Genomic DNA, 18,164 nt, shown 5'->3' on the forward strand with positions numbered 1-18,164 from the left:
TCAGCGGTAGGCCGCCGACTGGAGGCGGTACAGCTCGGCGTACTGGCCCGCCGCCGCCATCAGTTCGTCGTGGGTACCGCATTCGACCACCCGGCCGGCGTCCATCACGTAGATCCGGTCGGCCATCCTCGTGCTCGAGAAGCGGTGGGAGATCAGCAGTGCCGCGCGGCCGCCCAGTGTCGCGCGCACGTTCGTGAACAGCTCGTGCTCCGCCCGCGGGTCCAGCGCCGCCGCAGGCTCGTCCAGCACGATCAGTGGCGTGTCCCGGTACAGCGCCCTCGCCAGCGCGACCCGCTGCCACTGCCCACCAGACAGGTCCACGCCCTCGTCGAGGTCCCGGCCCAGCATCGTGTCCATGCCCTCCGGCAACGCACCCAGCGTCCTCGTCAGGCCCGCCGACGAAGCAGCCGCCACCGCGTCGCCTGTCGGCGCGCTGATCGTGATGTTCTCCCGCAACGTCATCTGGTACCGCACGAAGTCCTGGAAGATCACCGTCACCGACGCGCGGATGTCCGCGGCAGGCAACGACGTGCCGTCCCACCAACGGGAGCCTGCCGCCGGGTCGTACAGTCCCGCCACGAGTTTCGCCAGTGTCGTCTTGCCCGAGCCGTTCTCGCCGACCAGCGCCACGACCTCGCCCGCGCGGATCTCCAGGTCCACGCCGTCCACCGCCGCGCGGTCCTGGCCGGGGTAGCTGAACCGCACGTCCCGCAGCGCGACGCCGTCGACCAGCGCGCGTTTGTGGCCGCGTGGCGACGGCGGCGGTCCACTCGAGACGAACCGTGCCAGGTCGGCCAGGAACGGGGCCGACTCCAGCAGGCCGCCGATCGAGCCGAACAGCACGCCCAGCTGTCCGCTCAGCAACCGCACCGCTATCGCCGCCGCGCCGGCCTCCGCCAGGTCGATCCGGCCGTTGCGCACCAGCGCGACGATGGCCAGCAACGCACCCGTCAGCGCGCCTGCCACACCTATGGTGGTCAGACCGGCGATCACCTGGCGGCGGCGGACCTGTTGGCGCAGCGCGACGTTCGCGGCCCTGTTCAGCTCCTCGTGGCGGGACCGCAGCGGGGCGAACGCGTCGAACGCTCTCACCTCCGCCGCGTACGGGCGTTGCGTCAGCAGCTCGCGCAGATAGTGCCTGCGGCGGAACAGACCGGTCAGCCGGTGCGCGAACGCGAACTCCGTGCGGCTCGCCCACCTCGACAGCAACACCGCCGGGATGCCCGCGGCCAGCAGCAGTGGCAGCAGCAGTGGCTCGACCGCTATCAGCACCACCGACATCGTGCCAACGCCGACCAGACTTCCCGACATACCGAGCAAAGCGGCGGTCACGGCGAACGGGTGCTCCAGCGCGTGCTGCCGTATCCGTTCCAGTTCCGTCCCGAAGCCGGTCGACTCGTAGGTAACGAGATCGGCGCGTGCGGTCGTGTCCAGCAACCGGTCCCACACGCGCTGTGACACCCGCTCGCCGAGCAGACGGTGCTGCTGTGTCTGAAGTGGACCGGTCGAGCCGGACACCGCGGTCGCGAGCGCGAGCAGCAGAAGTGCCGTCGTCAGACCGAATGCCGAGTTGTCCGGTGTCAGCAGTGCGTCGAACGTGAACTTGCCCGCCGCCACGACACCGAGTGCCGCCACCGCGCCGAGCAACTGGTACATCGCCGCGAGTACGGTGCCGCCCCGGTCGGCACGCCAGACTTCCCCTGCCGCGGCCATGATCAGCCTCGGTGTCCTCGCCAACCGTCGCATGTGTAATACGTCCAGCTACGCACAGTCTTTGTTACAGCGATCTGGTAATGAATCCTCCGATCGGGCGACGTACCCCATGAAAATGGGAGGAGGTGACACATTGCGCCAGCCATACGAAGCCCCGGAGATCATCGAGCTCGGTTCGCTCACGGATCTGACCCAGGCGAACCTGTTCGGGAAGTCGAGCGACAACCTGACCTGGATCATCCCGATCCTCGGCGACAACAACCGCTACTCGTGAGCTGTGCGGGCGGTGGCGGAGTAACTCCGTCACCAACCCACAAGGAGTCCGTATGGGACTGTACACACCGGATCCGCTGGAGATAGCCGGCGGATGGGTCAACGGCTTCGACCCGGTTCCGCTGCCCCCGGGACCACACGACTCGCCGCGCGTTGTACTCGACCGGATGTTGCCGGCCCACCTTCGGCGATCGCCATGCCTGGTGGCGTTCTCCGGTGGTAGGGACTCCTCGGTCCTCCTGTCGGCAGCGGTAGCCGTCGCGCGCCGTGAACGGCTTCCGCTGCCCGTACCGATCACCCTGTCCTATCCGGACGCCCCGGACGCCGACGAGTCCCGTTGGCAGACCGCGGTCCTGGACCACCTCGGCATCCGGGACCGGATCGTGCTCACCGTCCACGACGAGCACGACCCCCTCGGCCCGGTGGCCACGCCCGTGCTGCGACGGCACGGACTGGTCTGGCCGCCCAACTTCGCACCGACGATCCGCATGATGACCATGGCCAGGGGTGGCACCCTGCTGACGGGCGAGGGCGGCGACGAGTCGTTCGGCTTGAAACGTGTCACGCCGTTGAAGAACCTGTTGTCCCGCAGGGGACTCGCGTCACCCGGCGTGTACGGCGACGTGCTCGGCGCGCTGCGGCCCGCGTTCATGCGCCGCCACGCCGCGCTGCGTGGCCGCTACCGGCGCCCGTGGCTGCGCCCGGACGTCGAGCACGAGCTGGCGCGCCGGGACGCGGCGGACCTGGCCGCGTTCGCGTTGAGCGCCGCCCGCAACACCTGGCAGTTCGCCACCCGCCGTACCGCGCGCATCGCCTACGAGACGATGCGTGTGCTCGGCGACGAGATGGACGTGACCTACGTGCAGGCGTTCGCCGAACCGGCACTCGTGGCGTCGGTCGCCGCGCAGGGCGGTTTCCTCGGCTGGACGGGCCGCACGGCCACCATGCGTGACCTGTTCGGCGACCTGCTCCCGCGTGAGGTCCTCGAGCGTCGTACCAAGGCGTTGTTCGCCAACGCCATCTTCACGCGCTACACGCGGGAGTTCGCGCGCACGTGGCACGGGTCCGGAGTGGACGGTGACCTCGTCGACGCGGGTGCCCTGCGTGAGACGTGGCTCTCGCAGGACCCGCACGCCCCGTCGATGTCGCTGCTGCAACAGGCCTGGCTCGCGGCCCACCGGATGCACTGAAGGACGCCTTCGTAACGCTGGGCGCACTGAAGGACGCCTTCGTAACGGCGGGCGCACACGATGGGCCGGGGGTGGCCTTCGAGCTGCTCCTCACCTACCCCGGCCCTTGAGCGCCTCGCGGACGCCGAAGCGGATGCGCGACAGCGTGGACGTGTGGCGGTCGGCGGTGTAGCCGGCGTCCGGCAGCAGCAGCGCACGAAGGTACGCGGCCTTGTCGCGCAGGCCGGGCAGCGCGGGCAGCGTCGCGATCGCCTGCGCGGCAAAGGTCTTGTTCTCCTGCGTGTGCAGGCCCAGCCAGCTCTCCTCGCGGCGCGTGGGGACGTACGCCGCCGCCCACGTCCGCAGCTCGCCGGACACCGGCAGGCCGAGCAGGCGCGTCGAGTCGGCCACCGCGGCGGCGACCACGGCCTGCACGCCCCACTCGGTCGCCTGCGTGATCGCGCCGCGCTCGTCCGCCGGGTGCAGCTCCGCCACGTCACGCAGCGAGCCAAGCCGCAGTGGCCAGTCGCCGAGCGCCGCGTGGTAGCAGGCGTGCAGGAACCGGTTCTGTGCCGACAGTGCGTACAGCGGGTGGCCGCCGATGGTGAACGGCTCGGCGTCCGACCACAGCGCGTCGAGGTCGAGCCGCAGGCCCCACGGCCCCAGCACGAACGTGCGGTGCAGGTCGATCTCGAAGTCCGGGCCGCGCAGCGTGGTGCCCTTGTCGAACCGCCGGTCGAAGCCGGGGCGCGGCTCGGCGAGGATCCTGGTGAGGCCTGCCGACTCCAGCACCGCCACGGCCTTCGCGATGTCGTCCGGCCGGAACAGCAGGTCCAGGTCGATGAACGACCGCAGCGCGGGATCCGGGTAGTCGAGGTGCGCGTACGCGCTGCCCTTCAGCACGCGGGTCTCGACATCCGCCGCCGCGAGCCGTGACACCATCGACACGAGGTGCTGCTCCAGCGACAGGACGCGCAGCAACGTCATCCGGTGCGTGTTCCGCACCTCGGCGCGCTGCGCGTCGGTAGCGGGCAGCCGTCCACCGTCCACACTGGACCTCAGGAGACCGGTGAGGCGGTGGCTCGCCGCGGCCGCCACCAGCCCGGACCAGGCCTCCGGCACGAGCGGCGTGTCCGGGAACGGGCGGATCGCCCCGTCCAACCGGTGTCCGGCCACCGCCAGCAGCGCCGACGGGTAGGACGACTCATGGCACAGTCTGCGCACGGCGAGCCCTCTCGATGACGCTTCTGTAGTGGGCGACGAGGTTCGTGAGGCCGACCGAGCGGGTGAACTCGTGTTCGTACCGTTCGCGTGCGGCGTTGCCGATGGAACTGGGTGCCCGCACGACCCTGCCGAGCGCGTCCGCCAGCGACGACGCATCTCCCGGTGTGTGCAGGAGACCGGTGACACCGTCGGTGACCAGCTCGGCCAGCGAGCCGTGCCCGGCCGCCACCGCGGGCACCCCGGCCGCCATGGCCTCCACCACCACGAGGCCGAACGTCTCCATCCACTGCGACGGCACCACGACCGCGACCGAGCGCGCGATCGCCGCGCGGCTCCCGGTCGCGTCGAGGCGGCCGACGAACCGGGTGTCGTGCCTGCCCGAGGCCCACCGCGACACCTCGTCGGCGAGCGGGCCCGCACCCGCGATCACCAGTGGCACGCCGAGTCCGCCGGAGGCCGCGACCTCGTCCCACGCGGCCATCAGCAGTCGCACGCCCTTCTCCTCGGTCAGCCGCCCGAGGTAGAGCAGGTGCTCGCCGGGGGCGGTGCGCCGGACGTCGGTGTCGGACACGAAGTTGTACTTCACCGCGAGCTGGTCCGCGGGCATGCCGTTCGCGATCAGCGTCTGCCGCTGCGCCTCCGAGATGCACAGGAACCGGGACACCGACGACCACCAGCGCCGCCGGTTGGCCATGAAGCTCAACGCCAGCGGCACGGTCGCCGCCGACGACCCGCGGTAGCACCCGTGCCGCACGGCCGGGATCGGCAGCCTGCCCACACACGAGGTGCACGCGGTTCCGTCGCGGTAGAGCGTCCCGGATGGACAGACCTGCGTGTAGTTGTGCAGCGTGGCGACGACCGGCACCCGCGCGGACCGGCAGGCGTCCACGACGGACGCCGACAGCAGCGGGAAGGTGTTGTGCACGTGGACGACGTCCGGCCGGTCCCGCCGCAGCCGGGTGGCCATCGCCGCGCGGGCGGCCGCGTTGTACGGCACGCCGAGGGGAACGAGTGCCTTGCGTGGCAGGGACATGTCCGCGATGTCGTCACTGCGGCGCTCGAACAGGTCCACCTGGTGACCCGCCTCGCGCAGCAGCGCGACCTCCTGGTCGACGACGTTGTCCTCGCCGCTCGGCTGCTCGCTGCGGTACCGGTTGTGCACCACGAGAATCCGCAGGGTTTCGGTCATTCGGACGCTCCAGGTCGCACCACGGTCAGCAGCACCGCGGCGATGGCGAGGTTGAGCAGGTACGGCGACGCGTCGCCGAGACCGGCCTCCGTGTACGACGCGATCACCGAGTACACGATCAGGAACAACGCGAGGGCCCTGGTCAGCGATGGCGGCCGCAGCGCGGCGACGCCGAACAGCGTCAGCAGGAACGCGGCGACGAGCGCCAGCCCGATCAGGCCCTGCTCCTGGTAGACCGCGAGCCAGCTCGAGTCGATGGGCAGGCCGTCGAACGACTTGTTCGTCAGACCGACGCCGAAGAGCTGTTCGCTGAGCGTGCGGGGCGCGGCCAGCAGCGCGTCCCACACCTTCTGCCGCCCGGTCAGCTCGGACAGGTCGGTCTGCCCACGCGCGAACCACGTCTGGATCGCCGCGCCGGCGAGCAGCGCGGTGGCGCCACCGACGATGACGGTCGTGGTGATCGCCCTGCGGGCTCTCGTCGACGTCGTCAACAGGGACACGATCGCGAGGACGAGCCCGCCGACCAGCCCGAGCAGGGCGGTGCGGGTGTGGCTCAGCAACAGCAACGCGATGGCGGGCAACGCGATCACGAACACGCTGATGCCGGTCGTCTTGCGGCCGAGCCACAGCAGGATCACCAGCCCCGCCACGGTCGCCGAGTAGAAGCCGACCTGCGGCGGGGTCAGCGGCCAGATCGCGCCGACCAGCCTGCCGCCGTAGAGACCCGGCATCGCCGTGCCCGGCGACACCACGAGCCCGAGCGCGACCGTGCCGAGCACGGCGGCCATCGTGCGCACGTGGGTCTTCACGAACGCGAGCCAGTCGTCCCAGAACGCGGTCAGCAACCACAGCGTGCCGACGAACATCGTGTACCGGAAGCAGCGGAACAGCGCCCCGTAACCGGATTCCAGCCGCATGCTCGACACGATGCTGACGACGACGAGGAACGACAGGATCAGCAGGTACGCGCTCGGCCGCAGCCGCACCCGCGGGTTGAGCATCAACGCGAACACGAACGCGGCGACGACCGCCCCCATGGTGACCATCTGCGCCACCGGCCGCGGGATCGGCACGAGCGTGACCGCACCCTGGGAACCCAGGGTGTTGGTCACGAGCAGGGCCCACACCAGCCACAGCAGCCGAGGCGCGGTAGGCGCCTCGACCGTCGCGAGAGGACGCTGCGCCGCGACGGTCACGCGCGCGCCCGCAGCGTGACCCAGAGGTGCCAGCCGAGCCGGTCACCACCCGGCATGCCGTGCACGGGCAGCGGCGGCGCGTGCATGTACCGCTGGAAGGTGTCCACCAGCTCGAAGTCCGGGAAGTCGCGCGCCACCTCCTGCGGCGAGTACACGCGTGCGAACGGGTTGAGCGGCCCGTCGGTGTTGCGGTGGGTGAAGGTGTCGATGTCCAGATAGGACCGCAACCCGACCACCTCGGCGTTGTCGAGGTGCTGGCGCAGCATGCCCTTGAACGGCACCACGTTCCGCAGCGGGTAGGCACCCGCGAGCACCGCGCGGCGCACGACCCTGATGCTCAGCTGGAAGTTCAGCGAGTTCCGCGCGTACAGCATCGCGACCAGCGTGCCACCCGGCTTGAGCACGCGCCTGATCTCCTTCTGCGCGGTCAGGATGTCCGGGATGTGGTGCAGCACGCCGTGGCTGAACACGTGGTCGAAGCTGCCGGTCGGGTACGGGATCTCCAGCGCGGAACCCTGCTTGAGGTCGTCGTGGGGCAGGTCCCGCAGGGAGAGGCGTGCGCCGACCCGCGCGACCGACTCGGCCGTCAGGTCCAGGCCCGACCAGTGCGCGCCCCGCCGGATCAGCTGCTCGGACTCCGCACCCTGGCCGAGGCCGATCTCGAGGACCTTCTTGTGCCGCCAGTCGAACCGGTCGAGGCAGGCGGGGATGTGGCCCTCCTGCTGGTAGCGCCACTTGTCGTAGGCGGTGAAGAACCGCTCGTAGTCGTCGGCGAACTCCTGGCGCAGCCCGCCGACGATGTGGTCGCCGCACGGGTGTGCGTTCCAGAACGTCTGGACCTCGGTCTCGTTCATGCAAAACTCCACTGCTGTGTCGATGTCCGCGCCGTGCGCTCCTCAGCCGCCGGACTGGACGAAGGTGCTGCGCTGGTCCTGCGAGAAGGGCGCCGACTGCCACTGCGACGAGTGCACGACCCGCTCGGTGTCCTGTGTCATGAAGGTCCACGGCCCGGAGTAGTGGTTGTCGTGCCACGAGTTGTGCTGGGCGAACGTGATCGCCTGCTGCACGACGTCTCCCCGGTACGGTGACCAGTCGGGATACGTGCCGTAGTTGGAGATGACCGCCATCCGCGCGCACAGCGCGTTGCAGCCGATCGCCTTGGGGTCGACGGTGAACTGGTTGTCGTGGATGTCGACGTTCTGGGTCTTCCACCGACAGTCGTCGTAGAGCGGTTTCTTCGCGATGTCGGGCTGCACGCAGCGGTTGATGTCCTTGACCAGCAGTGTGCAGCCACCCGAGGTGTTGGCCGCGCTGTTGCAGAACCGGTCCGCGTTCTCCCACAGGGTGACGCCCGACCAGTTGTTCTCCATCACGTTGCCGTAGAACTCGAGCTTGCCGGTACGGGCCGGGATCCTCGGCTCGCCACCGGACTCGGAGAGGTAGATCGACGCGGACGGGAAGGTCTCGCCACGGTCGGCGAACTTGCGCCCCTCCACGATGTTGTTGCGCCGGAACGTGTTGTCCCGGATCACCGCGTTGTAGCTGATCTCGTAGATGATCGCCGAGCCGTCGTTGTCCTCGATGACGTTGTGCTCGATGAGGAAGTCGTTGTTGTTGGTGTCCGCCCACAGCCCGGTGCCGCGGTTGTCGTGCACCCAGTTGTTCCGGATGTCGGCCTTGTTGACGGCCCAGAACTTCACGCCGCCGGTGCAGCCGCAGCCGTCGATCTTGTTCTCCCAGTCACCGGTGTTGTTGCCGGTGATCTCGTTGCCCTCCAGCACGAGGTTGGTGAGGGTGCCGTTCTTGTACGCGTTCATGCCGTACTGCCCGTTGTCCTTCAGGCAGTTCCCGCGCACCGTCTGGTTCGAGCCCGCCATCAGCCCGGCGCCGTCGTTGTTCTCGATCGTGCTGTCCTCGATGGTCCAGCCGTCGCCGGAGTCGTGGTTGACCACGCCCTCGTCGGGCGGCGGCACGAACCCCCGGACGGTGAGTCCCCGGATCGTCACGTTCTTGGCGTCGAACACGAACGCGTACTTGTTGACCCGCTTGCCGTCGAGGATCGCGCCGGGGGCCCCGAGATAGACGTCGCCGTCCTTCGGGGTGACCGAGCCGTACTGGTCGTTGCCGAGCGTGTGCGTGCCAGGCGCGAGCCAGAACGTCGTGCCGGGCGGGTTTTCCTCGGACTTCCTCGTCAGGTCGCCGTCGACGGACGGGTCGATCTTGACGGCACCCGCGGGAGCCTCCGAGGGGCCGGGCTTGGTGTGGCCGCACACCGCCGTCCCGCTACTGGAACCGGTCGCCGGGGCCGGAGTGGTGCCGCTCTGTTGTTCCGCCGCCGGGCTTGCCGTGCACCCGGCGACGACCAGCACCCCGAACAGCGCCAGTGCCCTCAGGGTTCGCGACATCATGAGTCGAACTGGAGTCGGGTGACGAACGGTTCCTGCCCCGGCCCACCTGCCCGGCCGGTGCCGACGAGCGTTGTCGTGGGCGTGCGGTGGCCGAACTCGGTGGAGTACCAGCCCAGTGGCGGGTTCTCCTCGCCGCGGTGTGACGTCCATGTCAGACCCTCCGCCAGTCGCAGTGACGCCGTCTGGTCCCGCCACGACAGCACCGCCGAGTGCCCTTCGAGGACGACGTCGACCTCGGGGCCGAGGTGGAACGCGAGCCGGCAGTCACGGGGGGTCGGCGCACGGACCTCGTCGTGCACGGTCACCTCGCGCCGATCCCGGTCGAGGTGCACGGTCCTGCGGTGGGCGGCGGGTTCGCGGCCACGCGAGTAACCGTCGTGCTCGGCCGTCCACTTGGCACCGTTGGCGACGAGGACGTTCGTGCGGGCGTGCCGCGTCCACATGAACGGGCCGCCGGACTGCGACTGGTCGCGCCCGTCCAGCTGGAGGGTGTTGTGGCCGAGCGTGCCCCGGAAGTAGCCGCGCCACTCCGGTTGCCCGTGGTAGCAGTAGGTTCCCGGGTCGGCGAGGATGTCGACGCCGTCGTGGCGGACCTCGACCGACAGCGCGTCCGCGTGCGCGTGCGCCGCGATGGACAGGAACCCGTGCGGCCCGCCGTCGCAGCGGCACCAGATCTCGCCGAGCGTGTTGGCGGTGCGCAGGATCGTCATGCCCGCGTCCGAGAGGTGGGTCGGCCGTTCCGACGGGCGGACGGCGTCGGAGCGTGCGCCGTTGGACAGCGAGGTGAGCAGCGGCGTCCGCACGTCGTCGACGGCCACCAGCGGCCACCAGCGCTGCCTGCCGAACAGCGCGTCGCCGGTGTGCAGCAGGCTCGACCAGCGGTGGGCGCCCGCGCCGTCGACGATCAGGCCGTGTCCGTCGTCCGCGTCGCCCTGCCGGGGCGGATTGACGTGGACGTCGACGATCGCGGCGAGCGCGTCGCACATCCGCATGAGCACGAGCCACGTCGTGTCCGGCACGGTGACCCCCGCCGCGTCCGCCTCGACGGCCGCCGCGAGACCCAGCTCCAGCACGAGCCCGTGGTACTCGGTCGCGAGCTCCCGGTTGAGGCCCGACGCGAACGTGTTGCGGTGCAGCTGCTCGTCGAGCAGCCGCAGTGCGCTGCCGCGCCAGGTCGGCGTCTCCGGGAACCAGTCGAACGCGCACGCGGCGGCGAGCTGTCCCGCGGCCTCGGCGATGACGTGGTTGTTGGCGGAGGACCCGTGGCTGCCGAGCGAGGCGAGCCAGCGCTGGTGGTGCCAGATCTGGTGCAGCGCGTCGGGGTTGTCCTCGAACAACGCCTTCGCACCCGACCACCGGTCGAGCAGCCGCCGGACCCACACCCACGAGATGAGCCGGATGCCCAGCTCGATGCCGCTGACCCAGTGCACCCCGCGCAGCGGCTGGTTGGTCGCCCACCAGGAGCGGAGGTGCTCGGCGACGCGTTCGGCGTACCGCTCCTCACCGGTGAGCGCGTACGCGGCCGCGAGGACCGTGAGGTGCTGGTGGCGCGAGGGCTCCCACAGCTGCTTGATGTCCCCGACGGCGTTCTCGTCGCGGTAGGGGATGTCGAAGGCGTAGCGGTCGGCCGGTGCGCGCCGGTCCGTCCTGGGGTCCCACGACCAGTCGGGGTCGACCATGTCGTCGCGGGTGACGCCGAAGTAGGTGGCGTGCCCGGCCATCAGCTCGTCGGCGGTGCGGACGAGCCGGTCCTTCGCGGTGGGAGAGACGGCCGCGAGGGCCTGGTCGGGCAGCACGGGCCGGAACCGCCGGTTGGGCAGCCACACGGCGGTCATCGCCCCGGCGGTGTTCGCCTCCTCGAGCACGCGCCGCCATCGGTGTATGCGGGCCGCGACGACCGCCCGGGTGGCCATCTCGCGCGGCCCCATCCTGGAGAGGCGGCGCAGGTACCAGGTCGGTCTCATGTCGTCGGCTCGGTTTCGACCCGCACCGGCCCACCGGTGTTCAGGCTGGTCTCGACGGCCAGCGTAGCTAGGGTGGTCGCGGCGAGGGACTCGAGCGGGACGGGCATGGGCGCGCCGGTCTTGACGGCCTCGACGAAGGAGGCGACCTGGCGGGCCTGCCCCTTGTCGCGGCCCTTGGGCAGCCGCGTGCTGGCCCACTTCTTCTGCCCGAACACCGAGGCGCGGGCGAAGTCGTCGAACCGGAGGACCTTGCCGTCGGCTGTGAGGTCGATGGTCTCCTTCTGGAACTGCGACGAGCCGTTGGTGGCGTAGGTGATCGTGGCGGTCGACCCGTCGGGGTAGCGCAGGACGGCCTGGAGGTCCTTCTGGCCGGGCGTGGCCGCGGCGTAGACGGAGACCGGGTCGTCCCCGAGCAACCAGGAGACGGTGTCGATGAAGTGGCCGCCCTCGCCGACGAACCGGGTGCCCTCGGAGTCCTGGTTGTACCAGGAGCCACCGTCGAGCCTGCCCGCGTTGACGAGGTACCGCACGGAGGCGGGCCCGATGCGCCTGCCGAACCGCTGGCGTGCCTCGTTCAGCAGCGGCGCGAACCGCCGGTTGAACCCGACCTGGAGCCGGTCGTTGCCGGTCTTCTCGACGGTCTCGAGGATGCGGGTCAGCTCGTCGGTGCCGAGCGCGAGCGGCTTCTCGACGAAGACGGCCTTGCCTGCCTCCAGCGCGCGGATGGTGAGGTCGGCGTGGGTGCTGTGCCGGGTGACGACGAAGATCGCGTCGACGGAGTCGTCCTCGATCAGCTCGTCGAGATCGGTGGACGCGTCGCCGAAGCCGAACTTGCGCTTCGCGTTGGTGGCGGACAGCGCCGACGTGGTGACCACCCGGTAGAGGTCGACGGACTCGTCCTCCACCAGATGCGGCAGCAGCATCGACGAGGCGTAGTTGCCCGCGCCGACGAACCCCACCCGAAGAGTGGACTTCCGTACCCTGACCGACTGATCCCCGAGCGAGAGTCCCACTCGTGCGGCAGGGGGTCCCCCGATTTCCACGCTATCAGTGGGGACCGACAGTTCCGTGTCTTCCGGTTGCGGGTAGTCGAAGAGGACCGCGACCGCCTTCAGCTCGCCCTCGTTCAGGGCGCGGTAGGTCTCCACGGCGTCGTCGAACCCGGCCACGTGGGTGATCAGCGGCGACACGTCGATCTTGTCGCGGGCCGCCAGGTCGAGGAAGCACTCGATGTTGCGGCGCTCGGTCCACCGGACGTACCCGATCGGGTAGTCGCGGCCCTCCAGCTCGTAGGACGGGTCGTACCGGCCCGGTCCGTAGGAGCGCGAGAACCGGACGTCCAGCTCCTTCTCGTAGTAGGCGTTCCACGGCAGGTCCAGGCTGCACTTGCCGATGTCCACGACCGTCCCCCGGTCACGGGCCAGCTTCGCCGCCAGCTCGACCGGCTGGTTCGTGCTGCCGCCCGCAGCCAGGTACACCTGGTCCACGCCGAACCCGCCGGTCAGCTCCGCCACCGCCGTCTCGACCACGGACGAACCCGGTGCCGCGCACACCGCCGCACCCACCGACTCCGCCAGCGCGCAGCGCGACGGGTCCGGGTCCGCGCCGATCACCTTCACGCCGGACGCCACCAGCAGCTGCACCACGAGCTGGCCGATGAGCCCGAGGCCGATCACCAGCGCGACGTCGCCGAGCGCGGGCTCACCGCGTCGCACACCCTGCATGGCGATCGAGCCGACCGTGCCGAACGCGGCGTGCCTGGGGTCGAGCGTCGCGGGGACCCGCACGTACAGGTTCTTCGGTACCCAGTTCACCTCGGCGTGCAGTGCGTGCTCGTTGCCGGCGCACGACACCAGGTCGCCGACCGCCACGTCGTCGGTCCCCGCGCCGACCGCCGTCACCACGCCGCACAGCGAGTACCCGAGCGGCGTGTACGAGTCGAGCTTGCTGGTCACCTTGCGGTAGGTCGCCGACAGGCCGTTCGTCGCGACGCTCTGCATGACCTTCGCGACCTGGTCCGGGCGCGCCTTCGCCTTGCCCAGCAACGACTTGCTCGCCTCGCTGACCTTCATCAGCTCGGTACCGGTCGAGATCAGCGAGTACAGGGTCCGCACCAGGACACCACCCGGCTTGCACGCCGGCTCCGGCACGTCCAGGAGCGCGAGCTCACCGCTCTTGTAGTTCTGCACAACCTGCTTCAAGGCGATTTCCTTCTACTTGTCGGTAGCCGCGCGGTACCAGTGCTCGAGGGTCAGTACGTGCCAGAGGTGCTTCGACCGGTCCTGTTGCCCGCTCGCGTCCTCGGCGACCAGCCGCTGCAGCGCCTCACGTCGCAGGAAGCCGCTGCGCACCAGCAGGCCGTCATTGACGACCTCGCGGACCAGCGGTGCGAGGTCGCGGCTCATCCACGCACGCAGCGGCGCGGAGAAGAGGCCCTTGGGGCGGTAGACGATCTCGTCGGGCAGGATCGAGGTCGCGGCCTTCTTCAGCGCGACCTTTCCCTGCCTGCCCGCGATCTTCGCCGAGCCGGGCAGCGCGAACGCCGCCTTCACGACCTCGACGTCCACGAACGGCACCCGCACCTCGGTGGACGCGGCCATCGACGACCGGTCCGTGTACGCGAGGTTCAGGCCGGGCAGGAACATCCTGGAGTCCGCGAGGCACATGCGGTTCACGAAGTCCGACAGCGTGTTGTCGTGGTAGGTGTCCGCGTGCTCGGTCAGCACGTCGTCGACCGTGGCACGCAGGTCGGGGCTCAGCAGCCCGGTCAGCTCCGCGTGGTCGTACATCGTGTAGCTGCGCCGGAAGGCGGTCTCCTCCGGCATCTCCGCGAACGACAGGAACCGCTTGGCGAACCGCACGGACCGGTAGCCGCGCTTGGACGTCGCGACCGGCAGTCTGTCCACAACGGACTTCACCGGGGTGCGCAACGCCCCGGGCACCTTCTGGTAGCGCACCGCGAGGGTGTTCGCGAGGTGCTTGCGGTAGCCGGCGAACAGCTCGTCGGCACCCATCCCGGACAGCATCACCTTCACCCCCGCCTCGCGCGCGGCGGTGCAGATGAGGAACGTGTTGATGGCCGCGGGGTCGCCGATCGGCTCGTCGAGGTGATAGGTCATCTTCGGCAGCAGGTCGAGCACCTGCGGCGCGATCTCGATCTCCTTGAGGTCGACGCCGAACTTCTGCGCCACGATCCGCGCGTACTTCAGGTCGTCCGGCATCGCCTCGAACTTCGCGTCCTCGGCACGGAAACCGATGGTGTACGCGGAGATCCCCGGGCTGTGCTTCGCGGCGAGCGCGGTGAGGTAGCTGGAGTCGAGCCCGCCGGACAGGAACGTCGCGACCGGCACGTCCGCGAGCATGTGCGCCCGCGTGGACTCCTCGACGACCGCGGCGAGGTCCGGCTCCGGCGCGTGCTGGGCCTGCGCCGCCACGTCACGCAGCGACCAGTACGTGCCCTGCTCGACCTCGCCGTTCGGCTTGATCGACAGCCAGCTCCCCGGCGGCAGCTTCGCGGCCTCCCGGTAGGCGCAGCGGCTGTCCGGCACCCAGTAGTACAGCAGCGACGCGACGAGGGCGGCGTCGTTGACGGTCAGGTCGCCCAGCTCGTTCGCGAGCGCCTTCAGCTCGGAGGCGAACACGAGCCCGCCGCCGCGCCGCACGTAGAACAGCGGCTTGATGCCGAGCTGGTCACGCGCGAGCGTCAGCTCTCCGGTGCGCTCGTCGAACACGCCGAACGCGAACATCCCGCGCAGCTTCGGCAGGCAGTCCACGCCCCAGACCCGCCACGCCCGCAGCAGCACCTCGGTGTCCGACGTGCCACGGAAGCGCTCACCCGCGGCCTCCAGCTCGCGGCGCAGCTCCGGCGCGTTGTACAGCTCGCCGTTGTAGGTCAGCGAGAGGCCCTCGGCGACCATGGGCTGGGCGCCGGTCTCGCTCAGGTCGATGATCGACAGCCTGCGGTGGCCGAGGTGGACGTCACCGGTGCCCGCGGCGTGGCTGTAGCGGCCGGACCCGTCCGGCCCGCGGTGCGCGAGCGTCTTGGTGAGCCGGTCGGTGACCGGCCCGCCGTCGGGCCACAGGTACGCGCCTGCGATGCCGCACATGTCTCAGCCTTTCTTCTCGGCGGGACGCACCGGTGCGAACCGTTTCGTGGGGAGGTCGTGCACGTTCGTGCCGTTGGTGGTGTGGCCGTTGTTGGCGCTCTTGTGCTTCTGCCGACCCCGCAGCGCGGTGTGCAGCCCGTCCCACAACGTGCCGTCCGACTTGTCCCGCCGGTCCGGGTCGGCGAGCACGACACCGACGATGGGAATGCCCGCGTCGGCGAGCTGGCGCCCGACCGTGTGCAGCCAGGCCGTGTTCGCGTACCCGGCCTTGACGACCAGCACCGTCTCCGACCCGAGGTGCGGCAGGTCGGTCCACGCCGTCCCCGGCGCGACGGACCCGACCCCGATGCGTGCCTCACCCGACTGCGGCGCGCTGGTGTCGTCGCCGCCGATGACCCGTACGGGGTGCGCGGTCTCGGTGGGCGGGTTCGTGATCTCCAGGTCGGCGACGAGCGCGACCGGCTTCTCCGCGGCAAGCTCGGCCGCGATGTCCGAGGCGAGTGCCGTGGCGAGCGGCGCGGCTCCCAGCTCGAGCACGGACACCGGCGCGGACCCGTCCTTCGCGAGCCGAACCAGCGTCGCCGCCACGCGCTTGCGTGTCTGCGTGAGCTTCTTGCCGGGCAGGAACCTGCGCTGCCTGCGAGGCAGCTCGGCGATGACCGACGCACCGAGGTTCTCGGCGATGTCCCTGCGCAGCACGGGCTTGTCCCGCACCACCCCGCCGACCGCGGCGATCGCGACGCCGACCACGAGCCCCAGCACCAGGCCGATGCCGCCGTTGGTGGCCCCGGTGGTCTTGAGCGATACCCGTACCGGCCGCGGCTCGTCCACGATCTGCGTCCCCGCGGCGACCCTCGGCGCGCCGAGACCCGCCTGCTGTGCCTGCTGGGTCAGCTGCGTGATCTGGTTGGACAGCTCGGCGCGACGCGCGTAGAGGGTGTCGAGGTTGGCCGCGTTGGGCTGCGGGGCGTCCGCGTTGTCCTCGTCGTCGTCGTTGTTGTTCCTGTTGTTCTGCGCGGCCTCCGCACCGGAGATCTGCGCGTTGACCCCGTCGAGGTCCTTCTGGACCTGCGCCTGCTGGTCGGTGTAAGCCTTGGCCTCGGCCGTCGCCCCGGCCTGGACCCGCCCGACGTGGTCGGCGATGAACGCCTCGGCGAGCCCCTTGGCCCGCCGCGCGGCCTCGGCGCCGCTCGGTGCCTTGACGGTGATCTGGAGGATGCTGTTGGTGACCGCGACACCCTCGTAGTCCTTGAGGAAGTCCTCCGGCTGCTCGTCGATCTTCAGCCGTTTCGCGGCCAGCCCGGCGATCCGGCTCGTCATCAGCAGCGAGACGTCCGTCCGGATGAGACTGCCGCCGTCGGCGGGGCTGTCCTCCTCGTGCACGACGAGGATCTGCACGACGGCGGTCGGCGCGGGCGGCACCAGCACGGTGAGCACGCCGCCGCCGAGGAACCCGAGCAGTGCGAAGGCGACCCACAGCCGCCTGCCGCGACGGATCGCGGTCCACAGGCGGGTGAAGTCGAGAAGGTGTTGGGGTTGCGAGGTTTCCGGCTTCATGGTCATCCGGCACCTACCAGCGCGGGCTCCTCGTCGTGTTGCTCCTCCTCCTCGACCGGCTGCGTCAGGTGCGCGACCACCACGCCGAGGATCTCGTGGCCGGCGTCCGCGCAGGCCTCGGCGATCCCGACCAGCTCCCAGCCCGTCCTGGTGCCCGCCGTCACCACCGCGAGCACGCCGGGCACCGGCTCGTCCGGCACCGTCGGCCGCGCGGGGTCGGTCTCCCAGACCGTCAGCTCGAGACGGTCCTCCTTCGAGAACTCACCGAGGCGGGCCGCGACGCGTGCGGCCTCCGGGTCGTCCGCGGCGACCACCACCAGGACCCGTCCCGGGCCTGGTGGCAGGTGGTCCCGCAGCTTCGACAGCACCCGCCGGTACCGGATCTCCAGCCCCGCCTCGTCGGCGGGCGGCGCCAGCGTGGCCACGTGCCACGGCCGGTCCCCGAGGAAGAACGTCCGCACCCGCCCGGTCAGACCCGTCCTGGCGACCGGGGAGGCGACCAGCGGCACGTCCAGCCCGCCGAGCACCCCGGAGCCGAGGGCGGACACGATGCTCGCCTCGTCACGCAGGCGCTTGTCCGACCGCGCCGCGAACAGGTGCCCGAACAGCCCGAGCAGGAAGAACACCGCCGCCCCGCCCGCGACGAAGTCCGTCATCGTCGGCGCGGCGGGCGAGGTCGGGCGCTCCGACGGGCCCATCACGACCATCTTCGCCTGCCCGGTGGCCGTGTCCAGCTCGTCGAGCTTCGACGTCGCCTGCGACAGGGCCGTCCGCAGCTGCTCCAGCTCCGTGCGCACGCCGACGCTGTCGATCGTCTGGCCCTGGCCTGCCGAGTTGTGCAGGTCGGAGATCTTCTGGTTCGTCTCGATGATCTGCTGGCGCAGCGTCTGCTGCTGTTCCTGCGACACCTGCGCGGACGCGTCCGCCGTCGTCGCCAGGAGCTGTGTGGAGTACGTCACGTACTCCTGCGCCACCCGGTCCGCGAGCTGCTGCGCGCGCTCCGGCGTGTCCGCCGTCGCCGTGATCGCGATGATGTTGCCCTCGGCCACCGCTGCCGACACCTGCGGCGTCAGGTCAGCGCCGGACACGCCCCACTTCAGCGCGGCGGCGGCGTGGTCGAGCACCACGGAGCTCTTGGCCACCTGCGCCTCGGTCAGCAACTGGTCCGGGTCGCGGGCGCCCTGCAGGAGCACGCTCGCCGACGTCTTGTAGCCGGGCGAGAACACCAGCGAGGCGCCGACACCGACCAACCCACCCAACACGGCGATCACGATGAGTAGCCGCCACCGCTGGCGCAGTACATGCCAGACGACGGCCAGTCTTGCCGTGTCATCGTTCACCGCGTCGGACCCCCTTTCGAGGCGT

General features: G+C 70.4%; 13 protein-coding genes. 2 read left to right on the forward strand and 11 right to left on the reverse strand.

What is annotated here, in order from left to right; genetic code table 11:
- Complete coding sequence (locus tag CLV71_RS25755; protein ID WP_133905419.1) at window positions 1-1,746, reverse strand: ABC transporter ATP-binding protein; 1,746 nt, start codon at window positions 1,744-1,746, stop codon at window positions 1-3.
- Between the two features lie 100 nt (window positions 1,747-1,846).
- Between CLV71_RS25755 and CLV71_RS25760 the strand changes: the two genes are divergently transcribed.
- Window positions 1,847-1,987 (forward strand): lasso RiPP family leader peptide-containing protein, encoded by a 141-nt coding sequence (locus CLV71_RS25760; protein WP_133905420.1) that lies wholly within the window; start codon window positions 1,847-1,849, stop codon window positions 1,985-1,987.
- Between the two features lie 52 nt (window positions 1,988-2,039).
- Entirely contained in the window at window positions 2,040-3,176 is a 1,137-nt protein-coding gene (locus tag CLV71_RS25765) for an asparagine synthase-related protein (RefSeq protein ID WP_133905421.1), read from the forward strand.
- A 90-nt stretch (window positions 3,177-3,266) separates the two neighbouring features.
- Here the strand turns inward: CLV71_RS25765 and CLV71_RS25770 are convergent, their stop codons facing one another.
- From CLV71_RS25770 to CLV71_RS25815, 10 genes are read right to left on the reverse strand one after another with little or no spacing between them, the layout of a single operon-like run.
- A complete protein-coding gene (locus tag CLV71_RS25770; protein ID WP_133905422.1) occupies window positions 3,267-4,379 on the reverse strand; it encodes a nucleotidyltransferase family protein in 1,113 nt (370 codons plus the stop codon).
- The gene (locus tag CLV71_RS25775; RefSeq protein WP_133905689.1) at window positions 4,360-5,556 is read right to left on the reverse strand and encodes a glycosyltransferase; all 1,197 of its coding nucleotides are present in this window, start codon (window positions 5,554-5,556) and stop codon (window positions 4,360-4,362) included. Before CLV71_RS25775 ends, CLV71_RS25770 begins: the two co-directional genes overlap by 20 nt.
- Window positions 5,557-5,564: 8 nt before the next feature.
- A complete protein-coding gene (locus CLV71_RS25780) occupies window positions 5,565-6,764 on the reverse strand; it encodes an O-antigen ligase domain-containing protein (RefSeq protein WP_133905423.1) in 1,200 nt (399 codons plus the stop codon).
- Complete coding sequence (locus CLV71_RS25785) at window positions 6,761-7,618, reverse strand: class I SAM-dependent methyltransferase (RefSeq protein WP_133905424.1); 858 nt, start codon at window positions 7,616-7,618, stop codon at window positions 6,761-6,763. Before CLV71_RS25785 ends, CLV71_RS25780 begins: the two co-directional genes overlap by 4 nt.
- 42 nt (window positions 7,619-7,660) lie before the next feature.
- Window positions 7,661-9,169 (reverse strand): right-handed parallel beta-helix repeat-containing protein, encoded by a 1,509-nt coding sequence (locus CLV71_RS25790; protein ID WP_133905690.1) that lies wholly within the window; start codon window positions 9,167-9,169, stop codon window positions 7,661-7,663.
- On the reverse strand, window positions 9,169-11,136 hold the full coding sequence (locus tag CLV71_RS25795; protein WP_133905425.1) for an alginate lyase family protein: 1,968 nt from the start codon (window positions 11,134-11,136) through the stop codon (window positions 9,169-9,171). Before CLV71_RS25795 ends, CLV71_RS25790 begins: the two co-directional genes overlap by 1 nt.
- The gene (locus tag CLV71_RS25800) at window positions 11,133-13,337 is read right to left on the reverse strand and encodes a bi-domain-containing oxidoreductase (protein ID WP_133905426.1); all 2,205 of its coding nucleotides are present in this window, start codon (window positions 13,335-13,337) and stop codon (window positions 11,133-11,135) included. Before CLV71_RS25800 ends, CLV71_RS25795 begins: the two co-directional genes overlap by 4 nt.
- Window positions 13,338-13,349: 12 nt before the next feature.
- Entirely contained in the window at window positions 13,350-15,242 is a 1,893-nt protein-coding gene (asnB, locus tag CLV71_RS25805) for an asparagine synthase (glutamine-hydrolyzing) (protein ID WP_133905427.1), read from the reverse strand.
- A gap of 3 nt (window positions 15,243-15,245) precedes the next feature.
- Window positions 15,246-16,799, reverse strand: a complete 1,554-nt coding sequence (locus CLV71_RS25810) for a Wzz/FepE/Etk N-terminal domain-containing protein (RefSeq protein WP_208297766.1) — start codon at window positions 16,797-16,799, stop codon at window positions 15,246-15,248.
- Window positions 16,800-16,801: 2 nt separating this feature from the next.
- Window positions 16,802-18,139 (reverse strand): YveK family protein, encoded by a 1,338-nt coding sequence (locus CLV71_RS25815; RefSeq protein WP_133905429.1) that lies wholly within the window; start codon window positions 18,137-18,139, stop codon window positions 16,802-16,804.
- Window positions 18,140-18,164: the final 25 nt, after the last annotated feature.

The sequence above is a fragment of the Actinophytocola oryzae genome (genome assembly GCF_004364325.1).
Lineage (GTDB): Bacteria > Actinomycetota > Actinomycetes > Mycobacteriales > Pseudonocardiaceae > Actinophytocola > Actinophytocola oryzae.